General features: G+C 59.6%; 23 protein-coding genes. 10 read left to right on the forward strand and 13 right to left on the reverse strand.

What is annotated here, in order from left to right; genetic code table 11:
- The first annotated feature begins 1 nt into the window (after position 1).
- The 3 genes from ACZ1G7_RS17325 to ACZ1G7_RS17335 all read left to right on the forward strand — a co-directional run bounded on the left by ACZ1G7_RS17325 (position 2) and on the right by ACZ1G7_RS17335 (position 2,958).
- Entirely contained in the window at positions 2–586 is a 585-nt protein-coding gene (locus ACZ1G7_RS17325; protein WP_472660627.1) for a GNAT family N-acetyltransferase, read from the forward strand.
- 66 nt (positions 587–652) lie between these two features.
- Complete coding sequence (locus ACZ1G7_RS17330) at positions 653–1,480, forward strand: MBL fold metallo-hydrolase (RefSeq protein WP_472660628.1); 828 nt, start codon at positions 653–655, stop codon at positions 1,478–1,480.
- A 68-nt stretch (positions 1,481–1,548) separates the two neighbouring features.
- Complete coding sequence (locus ACZ1G7_RS17335; RefSeq protein WP_472660629.1) at positions 1,549–2,958, forward strand: FAD-binding oxidoreductase; 1,410 nt, start codon at positions 1,549–1,551, stop codon at positions 2,956–2,958.
- Here ACZ1G7_RS17335 and ACZ1G7_RS17340 read toward each other — a convergent pair.
- Positions 2,930–3,187 (reverse strand): hypothetical protein, encoded by a 258-nt coding sequence (locus ACZ1G7_RS17340; protein WP_472660630.1) that lies wholly within the window; start codon positions 3,185–3,187, stop codon positions 2,930–2,932. The genes ACZ1G7_RS17335 and ACZ1G7_RS17340 overlap by 29 nt on opposite strands.
- A gap of 125 nt (positions 3,188–3,312) precedes the next feature.
- Positions 3,313–3,852, reverse strand: coding sequence for an adenine phosphoribosyltransferase (locus tag ACZ1G7_RS17345; RefSeq protein WP_472660631.1), 540 nt, complete (start codon positions 3,850–3,852; stop codon positions 3,313–3,315).
- Between the two features lie 265 nt (positions 3,853–4,117).
- Between ACZ1G7_RS17345 and ACZ1G7_RS17350 the strand changes: the two genes are divergently transcribed.
- Positions 4,118–4,885, forward strand: a complete 768-nt coding sequence (locus ACZ1G7_RS17350) for a hypothetical protein (protein WP_472660632.1) — start codon at positions 4,118–4,120, stop codon at positions 4,883–4,885.
- Positions 4,886–4,888: 3 nt separating this feature from the next.
- Here the strand turns inward: ACZ1G7_RS17350 and ACZ1G7_RS17355 are convergent, their stop codons facing one another.
- On the reverse strand, positions 4,889–5,761 hold the full coding sequence (locus tag ACZ1G7_RS17355) for an S-methyl-5'-thioadenosine phosphorylase (RefSeq protein WP_472660633.1): 873 nt from the start codon (positions 5,759–5,761) through the stop codon (positions 4,889–4,891).
- A 176-nt stretch (positions 5,762–5,937) separates the two neighbouring features.
- Here ACZ1G7_RS17355 and ACZ1G7_RS17360 point away from each other — a divergent pair, with 176 nt between their 5' ends.
- A complete protein-coding gene (locus ACZ1G7_RS17360; RefSeq protein WP_472663758.1) occupies positions 5,938–7,626 on the forward strand; it encodes a SulP family inorganic anion transporter in 1,689 nt (562 codons plus the stop codon).
- Here ACZ1G7_RS17360 and ACZ1G7_RS17365 read toward each other — a convergent pair.
- Both ACZ1G7_RS17365 and ACZ1G7_RS17370 read right to left on the reverse strand, forming a co-directional pair.
- Positions 7,595–8,281, reverse strand: coding sequence for a CatB-related O-acetyltransferase (locus tag ACZ1G7_RS17365; RefSeq protein ID WP_472660634.1), 687 nt, complete (start codon positions 8,279–8,281; stop codon positions 7,595–7,597). The genes ACZ1G7_RS17360 and ACZ1G7_RS17365 overlap by 32 nt on opposite strands.
- Complete coding sequence (locus ACZ1G7_RS17370; RefSeq protein WP_472660635.1) at positions 8,278–8,883, reverse strand: flavin reductase family protein; 606 nt, start codon at positions 8,881–8,883, stop codon at positions 8,278–8,280. The genes ACZ1G7_RS17365 and ACZ1G7_RS17370 overlap by 4 nt, the downstream gene beginning before the upstream one ends.
- A gap of 82 nt (positions 8,884–8,965) precedes the next feature.
- On the opposite strand from ACZ1G7_RS17370, the gene ACZ1G7_RS17375 reads away from it, so the two are divergent.
- From ACZ1G7_RS17375 to ACZ1G7_RS17385, 3 genes are all read left to right on the forward strand, one after another.
- Positions 8,966–9,457 (forward strand): GNAT family N-acetyltransferase, encoded by a 492-nt coding sequence (locus ACZ1G7_RS17375; protein ID WP_472660636.1) that lies wholly within the window; start codon positions 8,966–8,968, stop codon positions 9,455–9,457.
- Positions 9,458–9,509: 52 nt separating this feature from the next.
- Complete coding sequence (locus ACZ1G7_RS17380; RefSeq protein ID WP_472660637.1) at positions 9,510–10,274, forward strand: EcsC family protein; 765 nt, start codon at positions 9,510–9,512, stop codon at positions 10,272–10,274.
- Positions 10,275–10,386: 112 nt separating this feature from the next.
- Positions 10,387–10,782, forward strand: a complete 396-nt coding sequence (locus ACZ1G7_RS17385) for a hypothetical protein (RefSeq protein ID WP_472660638.1) — start codon at positions 10,387–10,389, stop codon at positions 10,780–10,782.
- A gap of 345 nt (positions 10,783–11,127) precedes the next feature.
- On the opposite strand, the gene ACZ1G7_RS17390 is transcribed toward ACZ1G7_RS17385, so the two are convergent.
- The 3 genes from ACZ1G7_RS17390 to ACZ1G7_RS17400 form a co-directional block, all read right to left on the reverse strand.
- Positions 11,128–12,900 (reverse strand): bifunctional helix-turn-helix transcriptional regulator/alpha/beta hydrolase, encoded by a 1,773-nt coding sequence (locus ACZ1G7_RS17390; RefSeq protein ID WP_472660639.1) that lies wholly within the window; start codon positions 12,898–12,900, stop codon positions 11,128–11,130.
- Between the two features lie 179 nt (positions 12,901–13,079).
- Positions 13,080–13,691 carry a LysE family translocator gene (locus ACZ1G7_RS17395; protein WP_472660640.1) on the reverse strand — a complete coding sequence of 204 codons (612 nt, stop codon included), beginning with the start codon at positions 13,689–13,691 and terminating at the stop codon, positions 13,080–13,082.
- Positions 13,691–14,011 carry a CBU_0592 family membrane protein gene (locus ACZ1G7_RS17400; protein ID WP_472660641.1) on the reverse strand — a complete coding sequence of 107 codons (321 nt, stop codon included), beginning with the start codon at positions 14,009–14,011 and terminating at the stop codon, positions 13,691–13,693. Before ACZ1G7_RS17400 ends, ACZ1G7_RS17395 begins: the two co-directional genes overlap by 1 nt.
- A 208-nt stretch (positions 14,012–14,219) precedes the next feature.
- Between ACZ1G7_RS17400 and ACZ1G7_RS17405 the strand changes: the two genes are divergently transcribed.
- Entirely contained in the window at positions 14,220–15,527 is a 1,308-nt protein-coding gene (locus tag ACZ1G7_RS17405) for a patatin-like phospholipase family protein (protein WP_472660642.1), read from the forward strand.
- 1 nt (position 15,528) lies between these two features.
- Positions 15,529–16,560, forward strand: coding sequence for an endonuclease/exonuclease/phosphatase family protein (locus ACZ1G7_RS17410; protein ID WP_472660643.1), 1,032 nt, complete (start codon positions 15,529–15,531; stop codon positions 16,558–16,560).
- Between the two features lie 398 nt (positions 16,561–16,958).
- Here the strand turns inward: ACZ1G7_RS17410 and ptsP are convergent, their stop codons facing one another.
- The 5 genes from ptsP to ACZ1G7_RS17435 all read right to left on the reverse strand — a co-directional run bounded on the left by ptsP (position 16,959) and on the right by ACZ1G7_RS17435 (position 23,415).
- A complete protein-coding gene (ptsP, locus tag ACZ1G7_RS17415) occupies positions 16,959–19,205 on the reverse strand; it encodes a phosphoenolpyruvate--protein phosphotransferase (RefSeq protein WP_472660644.1) in 2,247 nt (748 codons plus the stop codon).
- An 81-nt stretch (positions 19,206–19,286) separates the two neighbouring features.
- Complete coding sequence (locus ACZ1G7_RS17420; protein ID WP_472660645.1) at positions 19,287–20,201, reverse strand: nickel/cobalt transporter; 915 nt, start codon at positions 20,199–20,201, stop codon at positions 19,287–19,289.
- Positions 20,186–20,839 carry a DUF1007 family protein gene (locus tag ACZ1G7_RS17425; RefSeq protein WP_472660646.1) on the reverse strand — a complete coding sequence of 218 codons (654 nt, stop codon included), beginning with the start codon at positions 20,837–20,839 and terminating at the stop codon, positions 20,186–20,188. Before ACZ1G7_RS17425 ends, ACZ1G7_RS17420 begins: the two co-directional genes overlap by 16 nt.
- Positions 20,840–20,896: 57 nt before the next feature.
- Positions 20,897–22,015 carry a hypothetical protein gene (locus ACZ1G7_RS17430; protein ID WP_472660647.1) on the reverse strand — a complete coding sequence of 373 codons (1,119 nt, stop codon included), beginning with the start codon at positions 22,013–22,015 and terminating at the stop codon, positions 20,897–20,899.
- Positions 22,016–22,164: 149 nt separating this feature from the next.
- Positions 22,165–23,415 carry an aspartate kinase gene (locus ACZ1G7_RS17435; RefSeq protein WP_472660648.1) on the reverse strand — a complete coding sequence of 417 codons (1,251 nt, stop codon included), beginning with the start codon at positions 23,413–23,415 and terminating at the stop codon, positions 22,165–22,167.
- Positions 23,416–23,457 lie beyond the last annotated feature (42 nt).

Below are 23,457 nucleotides of genomic sequence, written 5' to 3' on the forward strand. Positions count from 1 at the left end.
TATGCTAGGCTCTCGCAAAAAGATCCGGATTGTCACAGAGCGCATGACGCTGCGCTTGCCGCAGCACGGCGATTACCGCGCCTGGGCCAATCTGCGGTCGGAAAGCTCCGAATTTCTGACGCCGTGGGAACCGGTTTGGGCCAATGACCACCTGACCCGCAAAAGCTACACCAACCGGGTCTATTGGGCGCAGCGCTCTGTGACCTCCGGCAATGCTGTCCCGGTCTTTATGGAACGGCGCGAGGACGGCGCGCTTTTGGGCGCAATCACGCTGGACAATATCCGGCGCGGGCCCAGTCAGGCGGGCACGCTTGGCTACTGGATCGGGCAAAAACACGCGCGCCAAGGCTATATGCGGGAGGCCATCGGCGCTTTGGTCCATTACGCCTTCACCGCGCTCGACATCAGCCGGGTGGAGGCCGCCTGCCTGCCCGAAAACACCGCCTCGCGCGGGGTTCTGGAAAAATCCGGCTTCAAATATGAAGGCGTTGCGCAAAGCTATCTGCAGATTGGTGGCAGGTGGCGAAATCATGTGCTCTATGCCAATTTGCGCGCCGACCGTCGGGGAAAAACCGACGCCGGCTAAGGGCCTTCGCAAGAAAATTCAAAAGTGATTTTTGAATTTGGCGCGATTTGGCCTAGCATCAAATCCATGCGTTATCTCATTGCTCTGCTTCTTTTGATCCCGTCACTGGCCGCGGCGCAAGATCGCCGCCCCTCTCATTGCATCGCTTTGGCGCAGGCTATCCCGGGCGCGTCCTATCTGCACAAAGCTAATTGGCAGCAGCCTTTGTCCAAGAACACCGTACGGCTGACCTATATCGATCACGCGATGTTTCTGCTGCAAACCGAAGGCGGGCTCGCGGCTGTGACCGACTATGTGGGCTATACGCCGACGGTCGATCTGATCCCGGATGTGGTGACCATGAACCACGCCCACTCGAGCCATTGGACATCTGCGCCCGACCCCGCCATCCCGCATGTTTTGCAAGGCTGGGAAACCGGTGGCATTGCCGATCACCACCTTGATCTGGGCGAGATGCTGGTGCGCAATGTGGCCACCGATATCCGGTCGCGCTTCGGCGGCCCGCCGGAAAAAAACGGAAACTCGATCTTTATCTTCGAGGTGGCGGGCCTGTGCATCGGCCATCTGGGCCATTTGCATCATGAACCGGACGCCGCGCAATATGCTGCGATCGGGCGGCTGGACGTCGTGATGGCCGCCGTCGATGGCGGGCTGTCGCTGGACACAGCGACGATGGTGCGGGTGCTGAAACGGCTGAAATCCTCGGTCGTGATCCCGATGCATTGGTGGGGGCGGGCGTCGCTGAATACGTTTCTGGCCGGTATGCGGGACGAATTTGATGTGGTTGAGCCCGATAGCAGCTATATCGAACTCACGCTGCGCGACCTGCCCAAGCGGCCCACGATCATGGTGCTGAAACCCAACTATTTTAACCCCGGTATCGGTGATGAATAGAAGGTGAAGAATAGGTCGCAGGCGAAGCCGATTGCATCTGGCCCAGCTCCTGCGGTAACGGTCAGCCCATGCTGAACCCCGTTACAGACGCCTTGCGCGACAAGCTGCGCGCCGCCTTGCCCGCGGCTTGCTTCAAAGACCTCACCAATGCCTATCTTGAAGAACCGCGCGGCCGCTACAAAGGCGCTGACGCGCTGCTTTTGGCCCCCGGCACAACGGCGGAGGTCGCGACAATCATCAAAGCCTGCAACACCGCGCGCGTCGGCGTCATCCCCTATGGCGGCGGCACCGGACTGGTCGGCGGGCAGGTGTTCGAAGCGGGTCCAACCCCGGTGGTCATGACGTTGGAACGTATGACGGATATCCGTTCGGTCGACCCGGTCGAAAACGTTTTGGTGTGCGAGGCCGGCACGATTTTGCAAAGCATCCACGCCGCCGCCGAGGCGGAGGACCGCATCTTCCCGCTGACGCTGGCCAGCCAGGGTTCCGCCCGGATCGGGGGCAATCTGGCGACGAATGCGGGCGGCGTGAATGTCCTGCGCTACGGCAATGCACGCGACCTGTGCCTGGGGCTTGAGGCGGTGTTGCCCACGGGCGAGATCTGGAACGGGCTGACACCTTTGCGCAAGAACAACACCGGCTATGATCTGCGCCATTTGCTGATCGGCGCGGAAGGCACGCTTGGCGTTATCACCGCCGCCAGCCTGAAATTATTCCCGCAGCCGCCCTCGGTCGGCGCCGCGCTGATGGTCGTCCCGGATCCACAGGCCGCCCTCGACCTGTTGGCTTTAGCTGGCGAACAGCTGGGCAATCAGGTCTCCGCGTTTGAGCTGATCGGGCGTATGGGGCTCGATTTTCTGGCGGAGGTCGGGCCAGAGGTGGCGATGCCTTTTGAGACGCTGCCCGACTGGATGGTCCTAGTTGATTTGGGCTGCTTTGGTGATCTGCAAGCCGGCGACGCGCTGGAAACGCTCTTTGCTGAGGCGCATGAGCGCGGGCTCGTCAGCGACGGGGTGATCGCGCAATCGCTGACGCAGCGCGACGCGTTCTGGGCCATTCGCGAAACCATCCCTGAGGCCAACCGGCGCATCGGCTCGGTCTCCAGCCATGATATTTCGGTGCCGATCACGCGGATTCCCGACTTTATCAATCGCGCCGGGCAGCAGCTTGCGTCCTTGGGCGATTTTCGGATCAATTGCTTTGGCCATGTCGGCGACGGCAACCTGCATTACAACGTCTTTCCCGCCAAAGGCCTCAGCCGCGCTGACTATGAGGCGGAGCGCGCGCAGGTTAAAACGCTCGTGCATGATTTGGCGGACAGCTTGGGTGGCTCAGTCTCAGCGGAACATGGCATTGGGCGGCTCAAAGTGGGCGATTTGGCGCGTTACGGCGATCCGGGAAAGCTGGCAGCGATGCGGGCGATCAAAGCGGGGCTGGACCCGCAGGGCATCATGAACCCAGGCGCGATATTTGGGTAGCGTCACGCTGGGATTGGTCGCTGTCAATTTCTTGCAAAGCGCCAATCACGCTGGCCCCAAAAGGGGTCAACCGCATACCGCGACGCTGGCAGTCCAGTTCGACAAGACGCAGTGAGCGCAAGTTTTCGATCTCGTGGCTATCGACAGGTTTCGGGTTCAACGACAAGCTCAGCAAAAGCGTGCGTTCGTCCTCGGAGAGATTTTCAGCCAAAATTCGCGCTATACGCATATCTACTCCACCCCCCTTGTCGCGTTTCGCGCGACCTTACGCGAAGGTAACAGGGATCATACGGGGAAATTCATACAATTTTCCCGTTCTCTCCAAATTTGCGGAGTTCCGCCGCTTTGTAGAAATTAGTCTCCCTCAAATTCACACAAAACGCGCACATCCATGCCCAAGGCTTCCAGCTTCTCGCGCCCGCCCAGATCAGGCAGGTCGATGATGAAGGAGGTCCCGATCACTTCAGCGCCGAGCTTCTCGATCAGCTTGATACCCGCCTCCGCCGTGCCGCCGGTCGCTAGTAGATCGTCAACCAGCAATACCTTTTCTCCCGGCGCAAGGCTGTCGTCATGCAGCTCCATCGTCGCCTCGCCATATTCCAGCGTGTAGCTTTGCTTGATGGTTTTGCCCGGCAGTTTGCCTTGTTTGCGAATGGGCACAAACCCCACTGACAGCTGATGGGCAATCGCGCCGCCCAGAATGAAACCGCGGGCCTCCAGCCCTGCGACCTTGTCGATACGCTGCCCGACACAGGGTGCCAGCATCTGGTCAATCGCCATGCGAAACCCGCGCGGGTCCAGAAACAAGGTGGTCACGTCGCGAAACATGATCCCTTCATGCGGGAAGTCGGGGATCGTGCGGATATAATCTTTGACCTGGGAAAAATTGGACATGAAAGGGACCTGTTGTTTTATCTGATTGGGGGAAAAGCGTCTGCGCCGCGCGGCGGATTTGGAAAAGGGCCAAATGTATGGTATGCTCCAACGCATTGAACTGACTTATTTTAGTATAATCCATTTTTTGGAGCATGTTATGCGTATTCTCATTCTTTTTGCCGCCCTCCTTGCGTCTCCTGTATCGGCGCAAGAAACCAAATGCCCTGACGCTCATTATCAATGCGCCACTGGCGTGTGCTGTCCACGAAATTAGGGGGACATCATGATTAAGCGTATTTTGACTGCCGCCGCGTTGATCGTCGGCGGGCTTTTTGCCTATCTTTACCTCTTTGCCATCAGTCCCAAGGACGTGGTGGCCTATCACGAGCTTGAAACCCCGGTCACGTCCGAGCTGTTCCGCGCGGGCGATCTTGTCGCGATTTCGCCTGACGGCCAAAGCGTTCAGGGCCGAATTTGTTCTATGGATGTGACCGAAACGGATATCGACCAAATTCCTCTGTCGAAGGAATATTCGAACGCGCTGCGTGAAAGTATGCCCGATTTCGCGCGTATGGTTGGTTGGGCGAAAAGCCAAATGGGGCTTCCTTCGGCTGAGGAGGACGCCATTACCGAGGCTGAGCGCATCGCCTTCATCGGCCATGTGTCTGCCGTGCGCGATGCGGGTGTGAACCCGATGATGACCCAGCAATGCGCCTGCGATGTGGCGCGCGCGCTGATCCAGCGTCAAAAGGTCTGCACCGTGCGCCGCTCGCTTGTGGAATCGGTGCTGGTTGACCCACGTTTCGCGGATAGCGATGAACCGCAGCGCCGGGAACGCACGGTCGGGGTTACATTCCGCTCCCCCTCCGTCGTGATCCCCAATCTGGAGCTTCTGACCTGCGAAGGCCCGGCTTTGAACCTTGAAGCTCGTGCGCCAGCACAACCGTTTGATTGCAACAAAGTGGGCGGCCACCAGCCCGACGTCTTCCTGCGCGCCAAGCTTGGCGTGATCCGCGAAAGTGAGGTCGCTGAAGCGCCCAGCATTCACTAGCGCCTAAAGCACCCGCCCCGCGACGGCGTCCAGCTTGGCCATCAATGCCGGGTCGCGGGCGGGGGGCTGCGTGATGATCGCGAATTCCAACGCGCTGTCGCATAGATGCGGGCATGGGGCACGCTCCGCCCCCAGCAATCCGGGCAGGCGCGCGACCAGCCCTTTGGCCTTGGCAGAATTGCCCATCAGCGTCTCGATGATCTTGGTGACGTCGACTTCGCCGTGATCGGGGTGCCAGCTGTCATAATCCGTGATCATCGCGACGGAGGCGTAGCACAGCTCCGCTTCACGGGCGAGCTTGGCCTCGGGCATATTGGTCATCCCGATCACGTCACAGCCCCAGCTGTCGCGGTACATTTTGCTTTCGGCCAGCGTCGAAAACTGCGGGCCCTCCATCGCCAGATAGGTGCCGCCGTTATGGGCTGTGATCCCTTCGGCTTGCGCGGCCTCCAGGCAGGCAGCGCCCAACCGCGGGCAGGTTGGATGCGCGACGGAGACATGCGCCACGCAGCCTGTTCCAAAGAAGGATTTCTCCCGAGCGAAAGTGCGGTCAATGAATTGATCTACAATGACAAAATCGCCCGGCGCCATCTCTTCGCGAAACGACCCGCAGGCCGAGACGGAGATCACATCCGTCACCCCCAGCCGCTTCAACGCGTCGATATTGGCCCGGTAGGGCACGGTGGTCGGGCTCAGTTTGTGCCCGCGTGCGTGGCGCGGCAAAAACGCCATCTCCACGCCGTCCAGCGAGCCGGTCAAAATCTCGTCCGACGGCGCGCCCCATGGCGTGTCCACGGCCTGCCATGTCGCGTCTTTCAGCCCGTCGATGTCATAGATGCCCGATCCGCCAATCACAGCGATTTTGGTTTTGCTCATGGGGGTGTCCTTTTGAAATCTGCGCAGGCTTGCGGGGAATAGTGGCGCAAGATTTACCAAAATGAAACGCCCCGCGCGTAGGTTTCCCCCTTGAAACGAACATTCGGGGGTGCATCTTTCAGCACAGCCCGTTAAGGGCGGTGACAAACATGTCTTCCACACCGAATGAGGCCAGCGTGACCCGCAGCTTTCTCAAAGCCCTGTCCAACAACACCCTTCTGAGCGACCTGCAATTGGTGCCCGATCAGGCCTATAGCGCGGGCCGGTGGCGGATCGAAATCCTGTCGGGCCTGACCGTGGCCTTGGCCTTGGTGCCCGAAGCCGTGGCCTTCGCTTTTGTGGCCGGCGTGCACCCGCTGGTGGGGCTCTATGCGGCCTTTATCGTGGGGTTGATCACCGCGTTGATCGGTGGCCGGCCTGGGATGATTTCGGGCGCAACAGGCGCTTTGGCGGTGGTCATGGTCGCGTTGGTGGCGCAGCACGGGGTTGAATACCTCTTTGCGACCGTCATCCTGATGGGGCTGATCCAGATCGGGGTTGGCATCATGCAGTGGGGTAAGTTCATCCGGCTGGTGCCCTACCCGGTGATGCTGGGGTTTGTGAACGGGCTGGCAATCGTTATTTTTCTGGCGCAATTGGGCCAATTCCAGGTGCCGGGCTCGGCTGAACATGGCTCTGGCGGGCATGGGATGGCCAGCGGCGAATGGCTGTCCGGCACCCCGCTTGCGATCATGCTGGCGCTGACGGTTTTGACCATGGCGATCATTTGGGCCACGCCCAAGGTTACGAAGGCCATTCCGGCGCCTCTGGCGGGCATCGGCATCGTGGCGCTACTGGTCATCGGCTTCGGGATTGAGGTCCCGCGCGTTGGTGATCTGGCCGAGATTGCGGGCGGTTTTCCGTCCTTCCACATCCCGTTCAGTTTCGCGGGCAATGCCTCCGTCGCGCAGGGCATTTACGGCGATCTGCTGGCGCCCTTCACGTTGGAGACGCTCTGGATCATCCTGCCCTATGCCGTAATCCTGTCGGCAATTGGCCTGATCGAAAGCCTGCTGACGCTGAACCTTGTGGGTGCCATCACCGGCAAACGCGGCGGCGCGTCGCAAGAATGCGTGGCCCAAGGCGTGGCCAACACGGTCACGGGTTTCTTTGGCGGCATGGGCGGTTGCGCCATGATCGGCCAGTCGATGATCAACGTGAATTCCGGCGGCCGCACCCGGATTGCGGGCATCGCGGCGGCGCTGTTTTTGCTGACCTTCATCTTGGTCGGCGCACCGCTGATTGAACAAATCCCGCTGGCCGCTTTGGTGGGCGTGATGTTCATGGTCGTGATCGGCACATTCGCGTGGAACAGCTTTAATATCATCCGCAAGGCCCCCAGAACGGATGCGTTCGTGATCATTCTGGTGACCATCGTGACCGTGATGTATGACCTTGCGACGGCTGTGGTCGTGGGTGTGATCGTCTCCGCTCTGGCCTATGCTTGGCAGAATGCCACGCGCATCCACGCCAAGACTTACGAAACACCAGAGGGTGCGAAAGTCTATCAAGTGCAAGGCCCGCTGTTTTTCGGCTCCGCCGAAGGGTTTTCCGAGATTTTCACACCGGAAGATGACCCCTCACTCGTTGTCATTGATTTTGCAGAAAGCCGGGTGGCCGACCAATCCGCACTGCAAGCGATTGAGGCGATTGCCGCGCGCTATCAAGACCTCGAAAAAGAGGTTCAACTGCGCCATCTCAGCCGCGATTGTCATGAGTTGCTCACAAATGCCGGCCAGTTGATGGTCGATAGTGACGACGATCCTGACTACGCGGTTGCGGTCGATTACTCCGTCAAGACCGGGGCGGCGGGCGGCGCGCATTAACGCCGTCGGCCTCCCACCTGTCTGAGAAGCGTTCAAGCGCGGCGATATCGCCCGACATGAGAACGTCTCGCCCGGCGGCTACCTTGTTTTCTGGCCAGTCCCACCAGGCCAATTTGTTGAGCGTCTCGATCTCATCGTGCGCAAAGCGCAGGCGTTGAACCGCGCCGGGGTTGCCCGTGACCACCGCGTAGTCCGGCACCTGACCGCGCACGACGCTTCCAGCACCGACGATCACGCCGTTACCAATCGTTGCCCCGGGCAGCACCAGTGCGCCGTAGCCCAGCCAGACGTCATGCCCGATGTGCGTATCGCGCCTGTCCACGACCAGCTTGGCGATCTCGTCTGGGTCAAAAATTTGAAACGGGTAGGTGGTAATCCCGACCGTCGCATGGTTGGCGGCTGCAGTGATGAACCGTACCCCATGGGCAATCTGGCAATAGCGACCAATGTATAGGTGCGCCGGGTGTCCCTCAAAAAGATAGGGCGCCAGATGCGCGGCCATATCCTCCGGCGGGTCGAAATCTGAGGCATATGTAAAGGCGCCGACGTGGAAATTGGCGTTATCAATGACTTCCGACAGATGCATCGTGCCGCGATGCTCGCTGCCATCTGCGAAGCGTATCGGGTATTTTCGATGCGGGTCGGGAAATTTCATTCCCCCGGGCGCTTCAGGCTGAACACCGTCTCCACCTTCGCGTAGTCGCGATAGCCCAATCGGGCCAGCGGCTGGAATGTTGTGACGTCAAACAGGCCGTCCCGCAGGCAATTGTCGCGCATATGCACGCCGGTGACCTCGCCAAACACCGCGATATTGGCCTCGCCGGGCAGGTCCACGATCTGGGTTAGCTTGCATTCCAGATTGGCCGGGGCACCGGCCACGCGCGAACAGGGGATCGTGTCGCAGTCCGCGCGCTCAATGCCCGCATGGCTGAATTCGTCCACCTCGCGCCCATAGGCGCCAGAGCTGACATTCATCACATCACGCGCGGCATATTCCACGATATTGACGCAAAACACGCCGGTCTCGATGATGTTGGCGACACTGTCTTTGCCCTTCTCGCGGTCGTCCTTGCCTGCTGTAGAGGCGAACATCACCTGTGGCGGCACATAGGCCACGGCGTTGAAAAAGGAATAGGGTGCCAGGTTCTCGGACCCGTCGGCCCCACGCGTCGAAATCCAGCCAATCGGGCGCGGGGTTACAATCGCGTTGAAAGGGTTGTGCGGCAGCCCGTGGCCGTCTTCGGGGCGGTAGAACATCAAGGTGCCTCCTGTCTGGTTTGCCCAAGTGGTAGCGCCATGCTAGGCCAGCCGAAAGGACAAAACGGGGCAGGCGGGCGGCGTGGAGCTGATCCAGGAAAACGCGGATGATTGGTGGGAGGTCGAGGCCCTCTACGACCTGTGCTTCGCGCCGGGCCGGGAGGCGCTGTCGTCCTACCGGCTGCGTGACGGCGTTGATCCGGTGGCGGAGCTTTCGCTGGTCGCGCGCGACCCGGCGGGCATTCTGGGCGGCGTGATCCGCTACTGGCCGGTGCGTATTGGCGACGCGCCGGTGCTGCTGCTGGGCCCGATTGCGGTGCATCCCACCCGGCAGGGCGAGGGGCTGGGCGCCAGTCTGATCGGTGCCAGCCTCGCATTGGCCAAGCCGCTCGGCTGGGACCGGGTGCTGCTTGTCGGCGACGCGCCCTACTATGCGCGTTTCGGGTTTTCCAAGCTCACCGGCGTCGAGATGCCGCCGCCAACCAACCCGGATCGGGTCCTCGGGCTGGCACTCAGCCACGCCGCGTGGGACGGGGTCACCGGCAAGGTGGAAAAAGCGTCCTCGACGCACTGACTTGAAAAACGGCCCCCGCGTCGCCACGTCAAGCTGGCAAGGAGAGGTTGCCATGACCCAAACCATACTGCCCCCGGTCGCCCCCGCCAGCCCCAGTAAGGAGGCGCAATTGGCGGCGCTCGCCCAGCGCTATACCAACGCGCGTGGCCTCGGCATTCAGGTGATCTCCCTCCTGGGAAATCAGGCAGAGGGCCTGATCGGCCGACTGCCCGCGCCCGCCCGCAACGGGCTCGACACCGCGACGCTGCAAGCGCTGGAGCTGAGCTTTTCGGCCGCCGAAGCCTCCCGCGCCCGCCTGCCCGATACGGGGCAATGGCTGACCCGCGCGGTCACCGTCGCCACCGGGGCGGCTGGCGGGTTTGGCGGCATGCCCACGGCCTTGGCCGAGCTGCCCGTCACCACCACCGTCATGTTGCGCGCCATTCAGGGCATCGCCAGCGAGCACGGGTTCGACCCCGCCCACCCAGATACGCGCGCCGATTGCCTGCAGGTTTTCGCCGCCGCCGGGCCCCTGGCCGAGGATGACGGCACCGACCTCAGCTTCCTGACGCTGCGTGCCAGCGTCACCGGTGCTACGATGCAGGGGCTTTTGAAAACCGTGGCGCCCAAGCTGGCCACGGTGCTGGGCCAAAAGCTGGCCGCGCAAACCATTCCGGTGCTGGGCGCCGTGTCGGGGGCTGCGATCAACTACGCCTTCACCAGCTACTATCAGGACATCGCCCATGTGCAATTCGGCCTGCGCCGTCTGGCCGAAGACACCGGCCATGACCGCGCCGCGCTGATTGCTGAATTTGCACAGCTCGTAAAGCACGGGTAACGGCCATGCGTCTGGCGCATTGGTAATCCCGCCCGCGCGCTCCCATCTCAGGTCAATCCTAGAAAGCGGGCCACTCCCGGGCCGCCCAACCCCTGACTTAGGAGGCTACCCTATGACCACCGTCACCCTGCCAGCCCCAGACTTGAAAACCGGGCTGGGCGATCTTTCCAAAGCGTTGCAAGAGCTGCACCGGCACTTGCTCATCTCCCAGGCCGATCAAAGCTTCTTCACCGGAAGCCCGCTTGAGCTGTACGAGGTCGCCTCCCGCGATCCGGCTTTTGCGTGGCTGAAACCGTTGCAGCAGGCTATTGTCGACCTCGACACGCGCCGCGCCGATGACACGCCCCTGTCCGCGGAGGAGGCCCGCGCCCTGACCGACGAAGTGCAAGGCTATATCGCCGCCAAATCCGGCCCGTTCCGCGACACGCTGAACACCGTCTTTCAAAGCGACCCGGAGGCCGTCTGGGCCGTCGGCGCCGCACGGAAAGCCTTGGCCGCTTTGAGCTGACCCAAACGCGCCCGCCACAGTGTTCCTGTGGCGGGCGCATCTTTTGGGCTTGGCTTGCATTGGCGGCTTTGCGGACATAGTTACGTTTGCCAGCTTCATCGCCAATGGCCGCTCTTCAAAAACCGCACTGGTGGCAAAATGCACTGCGGGCGGAATGTGGAGATTTGCTGCGGTTTCTCGGAAAAGACGCATTTCTCTATAGCCGACCTCGGCTTTGTGCCAGAAGTGACGCCTATAAGTTTGGACTGCATTCCTCTTGTGCGAGAATGTTTGCCGTTCTCCAACATCGTCCCGTCACCAAGAGAGAGGCGACGTATCGTTTTCCGAGCTTTCCGCCGTATGCCCTCAAACTTCTCTGGCGGCCGTGGCGATTTTTGGGATCAGGTATTCGTAGTGCTGATAGATCAGCATCTGGCCTGCATCTGGAATGACTTCAATGTCGATCCATGGATAGGCCTCACGGTATTCTGCGATAGTTGCGATGTCTGTCGCCGGATCTTGGCCCCCGTTGACGAACCAGACTTTGGTTTGGGCACAGTTCTGCATGAGGTCGGTCCAGTCTGCCTCTGTAGCGAGGATTTCATGAGTGTAGGCCTGGGCGACATTCGTGGATTTGCCCACAATCAATTGGGCATTCGCCATCAAGACCGGCAAAAGCGCATCATCCTCGAGCAATGCTGTATCAGCGGGTGAGCTGCTGTTCAGCTGCCGGAACATTTCTTTAGCGCCGAGGCGGCGCGCCATCACAACGGCCGCGCGGGTTGTGAACTTCAGCAGGTGCGGCGCGTGCTTGGCCGTGGACAAAAAGAAGCGGTGCCACTTGCCCATGTTCGCGTAGTGCTGATCACCGGCTAAGCAGGGCCGCGCGCACAAACCAATGATCTCGCTCACCTTCGCGGGGTGGTGAACCGTAAAATCCGCCGCGAATATCAGATCGTTGCCTTGGGTCAGGTAGGGAAGCCTGTCGATGCCGAGATGGTCCAGCAAGTGCAATGTGTCGTCTCGGGTCGACTTAAGCACATCGGCTTGCGGGTCGATGTTCTCACTGAGGCCATAGCCCGCGCGGATCGGGCAAATGATGCGCAGCCCTTGCGTAAAGGCCAGCTTTATCATCGGTTCGTGCCAACGCGCCAAGCCATAGCCCATGTGGGAATAAAGCACCGGCGCCCCTGTGATTGGCCCCGTGTCATGGTAATCCATGCGCCGCCCGTCGGGCAAAATCAGCGTCTTGTACGGTTTCCAGACCTCTGCGTGTAGCCAATCCGCTGACACCAAAACGGGGCCTTCATCCGACTTGTCCGCCGCTTGCTCGACCCCTTGGGATACATCACGCAAAGATATGACGAGGCGAATAACCTCGGACTGGGTACGTGCATTCATCTTGGCGAGGATAGATTTGATCTGCCCGCGCACGGTGCCTTCACTGGTGCCGCGCTCTGCGGAAATGGATTTTGCATCCAGCCCTTCGACCAAGGCACGCACGACACCTTGTTCCGCTCCTGTGAGGTCAAATACCTCTTTCAGCGTTTGCCCGAGCGCGGCCTGCCAATGGTAACGCGTGGTCACAACCAACGCATGTTCACTGTCGTCTTGGGTGGACCCTTCTAACTTGCGGACTTGAAACAAGGCCGGCGCCGATGTGCCGGACAGTTCAATTTTCAAAAGCCGGTCCGGGCTGTCGGAGTTGCGGAACACGTCCTTCAAACTGGCTTGCACAATGTCCAAAGCGTCTGCGGGCAGGTTCAACGAGCCCAGTGCGGCCCCTTCTTCGATGCCAAAGGCCTGTTCTGCCCCAGCGTTGGCCGCGACGATGTGCAGGTCACGATCAACAATGAAGGCTGCCAGCGTGTCGAATGGGGTCAGCGTGGCCGCGAGGTCAGCACCGCTTTCGGCGGCGGCCCCTCGCTGTAAGAACGTTTCTGCCCGATCAAGATGCGCGCGGTATGCGGTGTCAAAACGATCAATCGATTCAATGGTCTGGCGCGCCGCCTGTGCATCCAGCCCCGCATGGTTCCACGCGTCTACGAATGTGCCCAAGGAGTCCGGATCGAGTGCGATATCATAAAGCTGATCAACGATCCCATCGGGGTTGATCTTCTTTTCCAGGTCATTTGTCATAATGAAAATTCCAATATGCAACCCGCCAACCCTCTACGGCAGGAACAGCACAAGCAATAGTTAACAGAAAAATGTGGTGTGTCTGTGTTCGCTAAGATCACATCATCGATCACAAACACACCACGTATCTGAAGGATCGTCAGGAAGACCGACCTTCAGGAACGCGAAACCGTTCGGTGTCAGGCCAAGGCCATCCATCCACCGCCAGTAACCAAAAGAGTCGCGAGAGACCGGTTCATGATCATCATGGATTGCTGAGAACGCACCAATCGGGTCACCTGTTTTGCCAAACAGATCACCAGCACGGCGGCAGTAGCCTCAGCCGCGAAGGTCGCAAATGCAATGATCAGGTAGCCCGGCATCTGAATCTCCGTGATGTCCAGGACTTCTGGCAGAACCAGCGGAAACAAGACCAGCATGTAAGGAGACAGGATGCAGGTCACGAAACCCGCCGTAACTGCCAGCCACAGGCCAGAACGGCGCGGTTTGACAGTTGTGTCAAAATCGAACCCGCCCTTCCAGATATCTCGCGCAATCCAAAGGATGTAGGCCAGCATGATGTATTTGCTGTAAGACAGGACCTCTGGTGTATTGCTCAGCCACAGGCTCATGCCAAAACAAACAGCGGTCATGATCGTCAAGCTGCCCAAGGCCGTTCCAAATGCGAACCCGAACGCGCCTTTGACATCGTTACTGGCTGCACGGGTCATCAACAGCAAAAGAAGCGGACCCGGCGCAACTGCTATAGCGATCAGAGTGACGAAATATGAAAACGTATCTACCAAGGACATCACTGCACCTCTGCTTCGAGAGTGGCGTTCAACATGCGGCGCGTGCTGGGCCAAGACTTCCAGACCCGCAACGACAACCCGACCAGACCGATGACGATCCAGCTGCCTTGGATCAGCGCCGAGGCAAGGTTGAAGTCCCGCAGAAGGCTAACAGCGACAAGGGATGCGGCCAGCACATTGAGAAGCGTGTAGGCGCTGCTGTTGCCATCCAGCCAACCAAGCTGCACGGCACCGAACGCTGTGATGTAGGCAAAGAACCCAAGAACCCCGATGCTTTCGTAAGTCCCGAGGCTGGTTAGGTACTGAATAAAGTCTGACATAATTCTCTCTCTTCGATGTGATGACCAAAGACCTAGAGAGCGTCGGACGGGGCGGCATCTCCCATTTGGGAGGTGCGGTAGCAAAAGCTGACGTTAGGTAAGAGTTTCCATCCCCAAGCGGGCGAATTGCGATTGCGTGTTCGTCAAAGCCGCGTCACGCTAAATCCAATCGGGCGAATTTTTTTAGCAACTATGATTGGCACTGCGAATGGTTTGGGTTTTATGGGGTCTGTTGATCGTCGCGGTTTGCGTCATTGTTTTGGCCGTACTGAACGGCTTCATCGCACCGCTCAAAGTACATTTTAGAACGCGCGTTGGGGCACAGTCTGGCGCGCATGTCGTCGATCAAACAGATCAACCATTTGTCGGTCTTGCTTTGTCGGGCGGCGGTGCGCGTGCGGCCGTCTTTGGTGCCGCGGGCATGAAGGCTTTGCATGAACGCGGATTGTTGTCGGCGGTGACACACGTGTCCAGTGTAAGTGGCGGCGGTTTTCCTGCGTCCTACCTCGCACTGCATCCGGTGCCGGACATGGACCACGCAAACGATTACTTTGACCAGATGCAGGACGTTGTCGCACATGACTATTTTTGGGATGTGCAGATGGGGCAACTGCGCAAGCCGCTTCGGGCCTTCAGCCCTTCGCGTCGGTTGACTTCCTTGCAAGAGGCCCTTGCACGGCCCGATTTCATCGGGTCAGCAACAGTTGGCGATCTACCTGCCAACCGCAGCTTTTTCTTTAACACGGTCAGCTATGATACTGGACAGCGTGTCACCCTTGGCAACGGGGTTCTGCCGTCGCCTGATGATGCCGAAACGCCAAGCGCGCTGCCGTCTCGCCTCCGATCTATGTCATTTTCAGGTGCAGGCAACTTGCGCGCAGCACCCGATGATTTTCCCGTAACCCTTGCCGTTGCCACGTCAGCGGCCTTTCCACCATATCTTGGGCCAACTACGATTGAGCTGGCACAGACCGATGGAAAGCCTCCGCAGTACTGGCATCTTGGCGATGGTGGCGTCTTTGAGAACCCGGGCGTTGAGACATTGCGCGAGGCGATCTATGCCCGCGGACCAGGGCAAACATCGACCATTTATGGGTTCAACGCAGGTATGCAGCTGGACAGCACCCTGTCCAAGAACACACTTGATATCAGCATTTGGAGCCGCGATGTCACACGTCTGGTGGACGTGCTGACCGTTTACGCAACATCGCATCGCGAAACGATGTTTGATGTGCTTGATGAAAAGCACGGCATGAACATCAACTTTGTCGATTTCAACTACATGGATATCGCGCGGCTGACACAATCCGGCACCCCGCCGCACCCACGATGGCTTAGCTGGGATACCTGGAAATTTGCAACGTCAGCCGACCGTGCTCAAAGCGCCACGCCCGCAGAGCATCTGGCCAAGATACCCACCGCGTTCAAGATATCGCGCAGCAACCGCGAATTGATTGCGGCTGCCGCAGAGGACCTTGTAGAGCTACATTTCCCCGCGGCGGCATCGGGCACGTAATATGATATTGACCCTCCTCTCGGTCATCTTGATTGGTGCCGCGATCTATTGCCGGGCGGTCTTCGTCGCCAATCGTCGCACATCACCGTATGTCGGGCCGATCCATTCCCCGACACCCCCGACCAACCTCCATGCAGCAAGCGAAACGCTGACAGTTTTGACATGGAATATTGGATATGGGGCATTGGGCAAGGATGCGGACAGTATTGTTGATCAGGGGCGATCCATGCGCGCGCTTTCGTCCAAGGACATCACCTTGGCCGCGCAACGCATCGCACAGCGTTTGGCGGGCCAATCGACCGATGTGATTTGCCTTCAGGAAAATGCCAATGCGGGTTTTTTAACCCGGGGCGTTGGGCTTCGTGACACGATCGAAGCTGCCTTGAGCAATCGACAAAACCTGTTTTGGGCTGACATGAAGTCCGTTCTCGTGCCGCAGTGCTTAAAGATCGAGCATGGCATGTCCGTCCATGCGCGCGTCAACATCAAGTCCTGCGAAGCTGTCTTATTCCCAAAGGACAGCACCTATTTCTTTGGTGGACTAACAAAACGCTACGGTAGTTTGATAAACCGCATCAGCATAGGTGAAACCGGTCGCGACTGGGTCGTCTTCAACATCCATCTGTCAGCATTCGACCCAGACATCCGCACCCGAATGGGGCAACTCGAGAAGCTGTTGCAGCTTGCCCAGCATGAATATGAAAAAGGACATTGCGTTGTGATTGCAGGCGACTGGAACATGCGCCTGACCCCGACAGATCCTGACCGGCACACTGGCGCACCAGACAAACTGCAGGTCATCGACTTCCCTCAAACCTCCTTAAACGAGGGGTGGTCATTTGCATTGGACACAAAAACCCCAACAGTGCGGTCCTTGAACGCCCCCTACATCGCCGGACAAAACGCCACCGCAATTATTGACGGGTTCGTCTGTTCGCCAAATGTTGTCGTGAAAAGCGTTTCAACGGCGGATCTTGGGTTCGAAGACACCGATCACCACCCCGTGACCGGCCGCTTCCAAGCGTCGACATAGCCATATTTCTCGTCGTTGATACGTTTTCGATGGCGACAACCGGGCTAAGAAGATCGCATTGGTTCGCCTTCTACACTTATTGTCACAATGTTTACGATCATCCTGAGCAGATGCTGATATGCGAAACTGATCGACGAAAAACGTGTTCTGTCAACTTGTACGGAGAATCCGTCAAAGAGGCTAAACGACAACGACGCGGGAACTTCGACCAACGTCTGCTGTATGGAAATTGCACGTAATGAAGACGGGTCAGTTCAACGTTTGCAATGGATCGTGATCACGAGTTCAATTGTGCTTGTTTCCCGAAACCGAACTTTCGCTGCGGTACAGAAATTCGGTAGATTGGGCTCGAAGTCGCCATTCCTCACTTAGGAGGACATTCCAAGCCCCGTTTACCCTTAAACAGACTTCAAATGCTCCATGACCGCCGGGCGTACGGACTGTGCGCCGCTTTCGCGGGCCTCGTCGATGACCTCGCGCAGCGCGTCAATATCGGTGCGCCGGATGATGCTTTTGACCGGACCGATTGAGGCGGGGCGCATAGACAATGTGTCCATGCCCATAGCCGCGAAGCACAACGCTTCAATTGGGCGGCCCGCGTCTTCACCACAAAAGCTCAACGGGGTGCCCGCTTCGACGCAGCGGTTCACGACCTGCTCGATGAAGGACAGGAAGCTCACATTCAGCGTGTCGTAGCGTTTGCGCACGCGTTCGTTTTCGCGGTCGGCGGCGAAGAAAAACTGTTTCAGGTCATTGCCGCCAATAGAGATGAAATCGGCCATCTCGAAAAACTGGCGCGGGGCAAAGCCCAGCGACGGCGTCTCTAGCATCGCGCCGATTTTCAGGTCTTCGGGCAGGGCATGGGACAGCTTTCGCTCCCGCTCCACCTCATCCAGAAGCATCTGCCGTGCGGCGCGGAATTCATCGAACTGGGCGATGAAGGGAAACATCACCGAAAGGGGGCGGCCATTCGCGGCCCGGATCAACGCCTGCAACTGCATCCGCATCACGCCGGGCTTGTCCAAGCCCACCCGGATCGCGCGCCAGCCCAAGGCCGGGTTCGGCTCATCCTGCGGCTTCATATAGGGCAGCACCTTGTCCGACCCGATATCGAGGGTGCGGAAGACAACGCGCTTGTCCTTGGCCGCATCCATGACAGAGCCGTAAATAGCCGCCAGCTCCGATCTGCGTGGCACGCGGGAACGGGTCAGAAATTGCAGCTCGGTGCGAAACAGCCCGACCCCTTCCGCGCCGGACCCTTCCAGCGACGGCAAATCCGCCATCAGCCCTGCATTCATATGCAGCGAAATTGTCTTGCCGCAGGGGCTGGTCGCAGGCTTGTCGCGGATCGAGGCATAGCGCTCCTGCGCCTTGGTCTGCATCGCGATCTTGTCGCGGAAGGCTTTGGTGACGCTTTCCTCGGGGCGCAGATGCACCACGCCCTGATCGCCATCGACCAGAATGGGGTCGCCGTTCAGCGCCTCGGTCAAAATCTTCTTGGCGTTGATCACCAGCGGGATGGCCCAGGCCCGCGCGACAATGGCAGCATGCGAGCCGACGGAGCCCTCTTCCAGCACGATGCCCTTCAGCTTTTTGCCGTAATCCAGCAGCTCGCCGGGCCCGATGTTACGGGCGATTAAGATGGGCCGCTCGGGCATCTCCGCGCCGGTGTCCTTCCCTTGCCCGGTCAGCAGCCGCAGCAACCGGTTCGACAGGTCATCGAGGTCATGCAGCCGCTCGCGCAGGTAGGCGTCGGGCACCCGTTCCATCCGCGCGCGCGTGGCTGATTGTTCCTTCTCCACGGCGGCCTCCGCCGACAGGCCAAGCGCGATGTCTTCCTCCATCCGCCTGACCCAGCTGCGCGAATTGGCAAACATGCGGTAGGCTTCCAGTACCTTGACCTGTTCCTTGTCCGCGCCGCGCCCCACCTTCTTCAGCATCTCGTCGACCGAAGACCGCAGCGAACCAATCGCGTCTTCCAGGCGGCGCATTTCCTCATGCGGGTCTTCGGAGATTGGGTTCGTGACGACCACGCGCGGCTCATGCAGGTAGACCTGGCCCTCGGCGGCGCCCTCTTGGCCGGTGCCGCCGCGAAACAGCGCGGGTTGGGTGTGGCGCGCGCTCATGGCGCCTTCGCCGTCGCCCACAAAGGCGCCCAGCTCGGTCATTTCGGCCAGCACCATGGCGACCACTTCCAGCGCGTAGACCTCGTCTTCGGAATAGCTGCGCGCGTCTTTCGACTGCACCACCAGCACGCCCAGGCTTTCGCCCAAACGCTGCACCGGCACGCCCAGGAAGGAGGAATAAATCTCCTCGCCGGTCTCTGGCATGAAGCGGAACCCCTTGGCCGACGGCGCGTCGGGGGTGTTCACGGCCGTTTTGCTGCGCGCCACCCGGCCCACAAGCCCTTCGCCGATACGCATCCGGGTCTGGTGCACCGCGTCGGGGTTCAGCCCTTCGGTGGCGCAAAGCTCAAGCGTGTCCGCGTCGCGAAACAGGTAGATGGAGCACACATCCGTCTGCATCGAATCCGCAATCAAATGCGTGATCCGGTCCAACCGCTCTTGGCCCGCGCTGTCTTCGGCCAGCGTCTCGCGCAAGCGGCCCAGCAGCTTGCGGCTTTCACTTTCTGTGCGTTCGGCCAAGGCCGATCCCCCCGTTCCAAAGGTCTTGTCTGTCAGTATAGGTGAGTTCGCCCGCAAAGGGGAGATGCCTTCGCCCGCACATTACGCAATCGCGCGCAAAAACAACCCGGTCGCAATCGCGACAATCAAAACGCCTGCCAAAACCTCAATCGCGGGCACGATCCAGGTCAATGCGGCGGTGCCCTGCAGGGCGCGCATCATCCCGCCCCGCAACCCGACGGAGGCCAGCCCGACCCCAATGGTCACAGCAGCGGTGCCCAAAGCCATGGCAAAGGCGCCCGCGACACCGGCGCCGAAAATGCCCATCTGCCAGGTGATGACCAACACGAAAAGCGCGCCGGTGCAGGGCCGGATCGCGATGCCTGCAATAAGGGTCAAGGCCTCGCGCAGGGTGCCTGCCTTTTCGACCTCATCCATATCTGGCCCGTGCTTGTGCCCGCAGCTCGAACAGGTGCCGTCATGGTGGTGATCATGGGAATGGGCATGGCCATGCGCCTTGGTCCCCAACGCAAGCGTTTTGCGCAACCCGCGCCAGACCAGCCAGCCGCCGATCAGCCCGATGGCGGCGTAGCTTGCAGGCGCCATAATGTTCTCAGTCACGTCGACCATTTGCCCGCGCGCCAGACCGAACAGGGTGAAACCGGCCAGCACCAATGCCACGGCGGTGACCGCCTGCCCAAGGCTCGCCAGAAGCGAAATCACCGACAGCCGCAGCCAGGGCACGCGCCGCCCCAAACCATATCCGCCAATCAGCACCTTGCCATGGCCTGGCCCGATAGCGTGGAAGAAACCATATGCAAAACAAATGCTTAAAAGCGCCAGGATTGCGCCGGGTTGTCCTGCCCGCAGCGCGCGCAGCCCTTGCGCCATGTCATTTTGAAAGCCGCGTTGCTCGCCCGCGGCCCACATGGCTAGCGCGTCAAACCCGCCGCTCGCCCAGAGCCAAGCCAGAAGCGCACCCGCCAAACCAACCGGCAGAATCAGGAGCCGGGACATGTCACCCGCAGCTCAGTCGCGAAGGCTTCACCAATCAACGGAATATCCATTTCTTCAAGGTCAGCATTGGCGTCGATGGACAGCAACATGGTCTGCATCCGCGCCAATGTGGCGTCGATATCGGGCTCAATCGTGACCGTCTCGCAGGCGGTCGCGCCGACCAGCGACACGGGCAGGCTCAGGTCATAGGCGGTGTAGTAAGTTTCATCAAAAACCTTCAACGACAATGTGTCGCTGCTCAAAACCGGCGCGCTGGTGATCTCGCGCAAATGGGTGGTGACGATCTGGCCCATGACCATTCTTGCGGTGGGCTCTAAAGGGCCCGACAGCGCCAGCGGCGCGCCGTCAAGCGTGGCGACCAAATCGCCGTTGAACCCCTCAATCCATTGCGCGTCAAACCCCGCCAATTCGGCCTCTTCGGCCGGTGTCAGGGTGCCGTCGCCATCCTGATCCATCCCCAGATCTTCGGCGACCAGCAGGGAATAGAACGCGTCATAGGCCCAGGTCACACGCACATGCGTGGCGCGGCCCTGATCGTCGAAAATCACGTCCAGCCCGGCATCAATGAAGATATGGGGATGCGCTTGCGCTGGAAGGGGCAACATCAGGGCAAGCGCCAAGGGAAAAATGTGTTTCATGGGACCAACCTACCGTGCCGATTGCGGCACTTCAATTGCGACCAAAACACGCGATCATCATAAGCGCATCAATTCGCTGATGGGGGGCGGGGCAGGGGTGCGGCATATATCCTTTGGCCCCAGCCCCGCCGCGTCGGGCGTGCAAGAGCTGCGTCCACAAGCCTGTAGAGACGCCGCCTCGGGGCTTTTGCGCAAGGCCGCCGCCAAGGCCTCTATGATCGTTGCCCGGAAATCTGTGTCGGCGCGGTCCCATTGGGTACAGGCAAGCGACAAGGATTTGGCGGCGACCGAACCGCGCCCCTGAACGCCTATCCCTGCCCGCAAAACCTCCTCAGGCAATCCGGCTTGTTCTTTGGTCGCGCGCACATGCTGCTGCAATTCCGCGTCACCCGCCATCCAATCGCGCAATCTAATGATCGGCCCATCCCGATAGTGATCAAAGCCACGCGATGGAATATTGCGCAAGTTTGGCAAAAAGAAAGATGTTCCCGTCTTCGTCCCGGCGGAGGTCACGATCCGATCGACCAGCACCTTGTCGCCTTTGAAAAGGCGCCATTCGCCTTGGGTGCCCGACGCGGCGCCGACTTGTTCTGATGATCGTTCAAAGCTTAGCCGCACCGCAGCCTCAGACGTTGCAACAGGTTCGGACAGCAGGCAAATGCCCCGCGCGCGGCGATCATCATCGGTTGTTGTTGAAACCATGATCAGATCGGGGTCATCGCTGTGACAGCGTGGATCACCGACCAACAGGCGCAGATGCCGGATTGGCGCGCGCCCGACTTCCAGACGCGTTCCGTTTTCCGGATCCGCAAGTTGCCAGATACGATCCAGCGGCACGACGGATGAATTGATCCGTAAGCGCCCCAACGGCGTTTTTTGAAGCGGCCAATTCAGATGCAGCGATGTGATATTTGTGGGGTCGAACGCCCAGTCTGGTGCGTTTCTTAATTCAGCGCGCTCGGTATCGGCCTGTTTCAGCCAGCGGGCCATTTTATAGTTTTCGACAAGCCTTTCGCCGACAAGCAGCGCGTAGCCTACCAAAACAAGGATCGAGAGGGCGAAATAGATGTCTCGCTTGCCCCGCAACAGACCGACAGCTACGACAAGCGCGATACCCGCCCATACGAGATACCGGATCAGCGTAACCGTTGCAGCGAGGTCCGACAGGCCATCCATAGTATTTTGTAGGAAAGGGGGCCGCGTTTCGCAAGCTTTCTTGGCGTGGGCCGCCTTGCGTTTTCAACCCTTTCCAAATGCTTAACGTTTTTGGAAAGGGTATGGCTTTTCAATAGCTTGTAAGATTCCCCGCATGCGGGGAATTCAGATCAGGCGGCTTTTTCCAGCTCGAACGCATCATGCAGGGCCTGAACGGCCAGCTCCATATATTTGCGGTCGATCAGGACGGAGATCTTGATTTCCGAGGTCGTGATGACCTTGATATTGATCCCATCATCCTGCAGCGCCTTGAACATTTTCGCGGCCACCCCCGCATGCGACCGCATCCCGATCCCCACCACCGAGACCTTCGCCACGTCCGTGTCAGCGACCAGGTCATGGAAGTTGATATCGCCGGATGTTTTGGCATCCTGCATCGCCTTCTCAGCCCGCGCGACCTCATTCACCGGGCAGGAGAAGGTCATATCCGTGCGTCCTTCTTCCGAGATATTTTGAACGATCATATCCACGTTCACACCCGCCTCAGACAGCGGCCCGAAGATCGCCGCCGCGATGCCGGGCCGGTCCGCGACCGAGATCAATGTCATCTTTGCCTCGTCGCGCGAATAGGCCACGCCCGCCACTACGTTGCTTTCCACGATATCCTCCTCGTCGCAGACCAAGGTGCCCGCGCTGTCATCCATTTCCTCAAAGCTGCTCAGAACCCGCAGCTTCACTTTATATCGCATCGCCAGCTCAACCGACCGCGTCTGCAAAACTTTCGCGCCCAGCGAGGCGAGCTCCAGCATCTCCTCGAACGCGATCCGGTCCAGCTTGCGTGCCTTCGATGTGATCCGCGGATCGGTCGTGTAGACCCCATCGACATCGGTATAGATATCACACCGCTCCGCCTCGAACGCGGCGGCAAAGGCCACAGCCGTCGTATCAGACCCGCCGCGCCCCAATGTGGTGATCCGACCCTCCGGGCTTATGCCCTGGAAACCCGCGACGACCGCGACCTTCATGCCTTCGTTGAACTTGGCATCCAGATTGTCGGTTGGAATTTCCTCGATCCGCGCCGCGCCATGCGCGTCGGTTGTCTTCAGCGGCACCTGCCAGCCCTGCCAGCTGCGCGCAGGTACGTCCATTTCTTGCAAGGTCAACGCCATCAGCCCGGCGGTGATGTTTTCGCCAGAAGAGACAATCGCGTCATATTCGCGCGCGTCATAGAGGGGCGAGGTTTCCTCGACCCAGCCGACCAGCTCATTGGTTTTTCCGGACATGGCTGAGACAATAACAATCACCTCATAGCCTTTCGCAACCTCCACGCCCACGCGTTTGGCGGCCCGTTTGATACGGTCCAGATTGGCGACGGAGGTTCCGCCGAATTTCATCACAAGCCGTTTTGCTGGCGCAGTCATACCGGAAGACCCGTCTTGGCAGTCAGTTACAATGTCGCGCTG

It is taken from the genome of Litoreibacter sp. JB4-2 (assembly GCF_055693445.1).

Excerpts from the sequence above, each read along its gene's own strand:
- ACZ1G7_RS17325 (WP_472660627.1), top strand. The coding sequence starts at position 2 with ATGCTAGGCTCTCGCAAAAAGATCCGGATTGTCACAGAGCGCATGACG.
- ACZ1G7_RS17330 (WP_472660628.1), top strand. The coding sequence starts at position 653 with ATGCGTTATCTCATTGCTCTGCTTCTTTTGATCCCGTCACTGGCCGCG.
- ACZ1G7_RS17335 (WP_472660629.1), top strand. The coding sequence starts at position 1,549 with ATGCTGAACCCCGTTACAGACGCCTTGCGCGACAAGCTGCGCGCCGCC.
- ACZ1G7_RS17340 (WP_472660630.1), bottom strand. The coding sequence starts at position 3,187 with ATGCGTATAGCGCGAATTTTGGCTGAAAATCTCTCCGAGGACGAACGC.
- ACZ1G7_RS17345 (WP_472660631.1), bottom strand. The coding sequence starts at position 3,852 with ATGTCCAATTTTTCCCAGGTCAAAGATTATATCCGCACGATCCCCGAC.
- ACZ1G7_RS17350 (WP_472660632.1), top strand. The coding sequence starts at position 4,118 with ATGATTAAGCGTATTTTGACTGCCGCCGCGTTGATCGTCGGCGGGCTT.
- ACZ1G7_RS17355 (WP_472660633.1), bottom strand. The coding sequence starts at position 5,761 with ATGAGCAAAACCAAAATCGCTGTGATTGGCGGATCGGGCATCTATGAC.
- ACZ1G7_RS17365 (WP_472660634.1), bottom strand. The coding sequence starts at position 8,281 with ATGAAATTTCCCGACCCGCATCGAAAATACCCGATACGCTTCGCAGAT.
- ACZ1G7_RS17370 (WP_472660635.1), bottom strand. The coding sequence starts at position 8,883 with ATGTTCTACCGCCCCGAAGACGGCCACGGGCTGCCGCACAACCCTTTC.
- ACZ1G7_RS17380 (WP_472660637.1), top strand. The coding sequence starts at position 9,510 with ATGACCCAAACCATACTGCCCCCGGTCGCCCCCGCCAGCCCCAGTAAG.
- ACZ1G7_RS17385 (WP_472660638.1), top strand. The coding sequence starts at position 10,387 with ATGACCACCGTCACCCTGCCAGCCCCAGACTTGAAAACCGGGCTGGGC.
- ACZ1G7_RS17390 (WP_472660639.1), bottom strand. The coding sequence starts at position 12,900 with ATGACAAATGACCTGGAAAAGAAGATCAACCCCGATGGGATCGTTGAT.
- ACZ1G7_RS17395 (WP_472660640.1), bottom strand. The coding sequence starts at position 13,691 with ATGTCCTTGGTAGATACGTTTTCATATTTCGTCACTCTGATCGCTATA.
- ACZ1G7_RS17400 (WP_472660641.1), bottom strand. The coding sequence starts at position 14,011 with ATGTCAGACTTTATTCAGTACCTAACCAGCCTCGGGACTTACGAAAGC.
- ACZ1G7_RS17405 (WP_472660642.1), top strand. The coding sequence starts at position 14,220 with ATGGTTTGGGTTTTATGGGGTCTGTTGATCGTCGCGGTTTGCGTCATT.
- ACZ1G7_RS17410 (WP_472660643.1), top strand. The coding sequence starts at position 15,529 with ATGATATTGACCCTCCTCTCGGTCATCTTGATTGGTGCCGCGATCTAT.
- ACZ1G7_RS17420 (WP_472660645.1), bottom strand. The coding sequence starts at position 20,201 with ATGTCCCGGCTCCTGATTCTGCCGGTTGGTTTGGCGGGTGCGCTTCTG.
- ACZ1G7_RS17425 (WP_472660646.1), bottom strand. The coding sequence starts at position 20,839 with ATGAAACACATTTTTCCCTTGGCGCTTGCCCTGATGTTGCCCCTTCCA.
- ACZ1G7_RS17430 (WP_472660647.1), bottom strand. The coding sequence starts at position 22,015 with ATGGATGGCCTGTCGGACCTCGCTGCAACGGTTACGCTGATCCGGTAT.
- ACZ1G7_RS17435 (WP_472660648.1), bottom strand. The coding sequence starts at position 23,415 with ATGACTGCGCCAGCAAAACGGCTTGTGATGAAATTCGGCGGAACCTCC.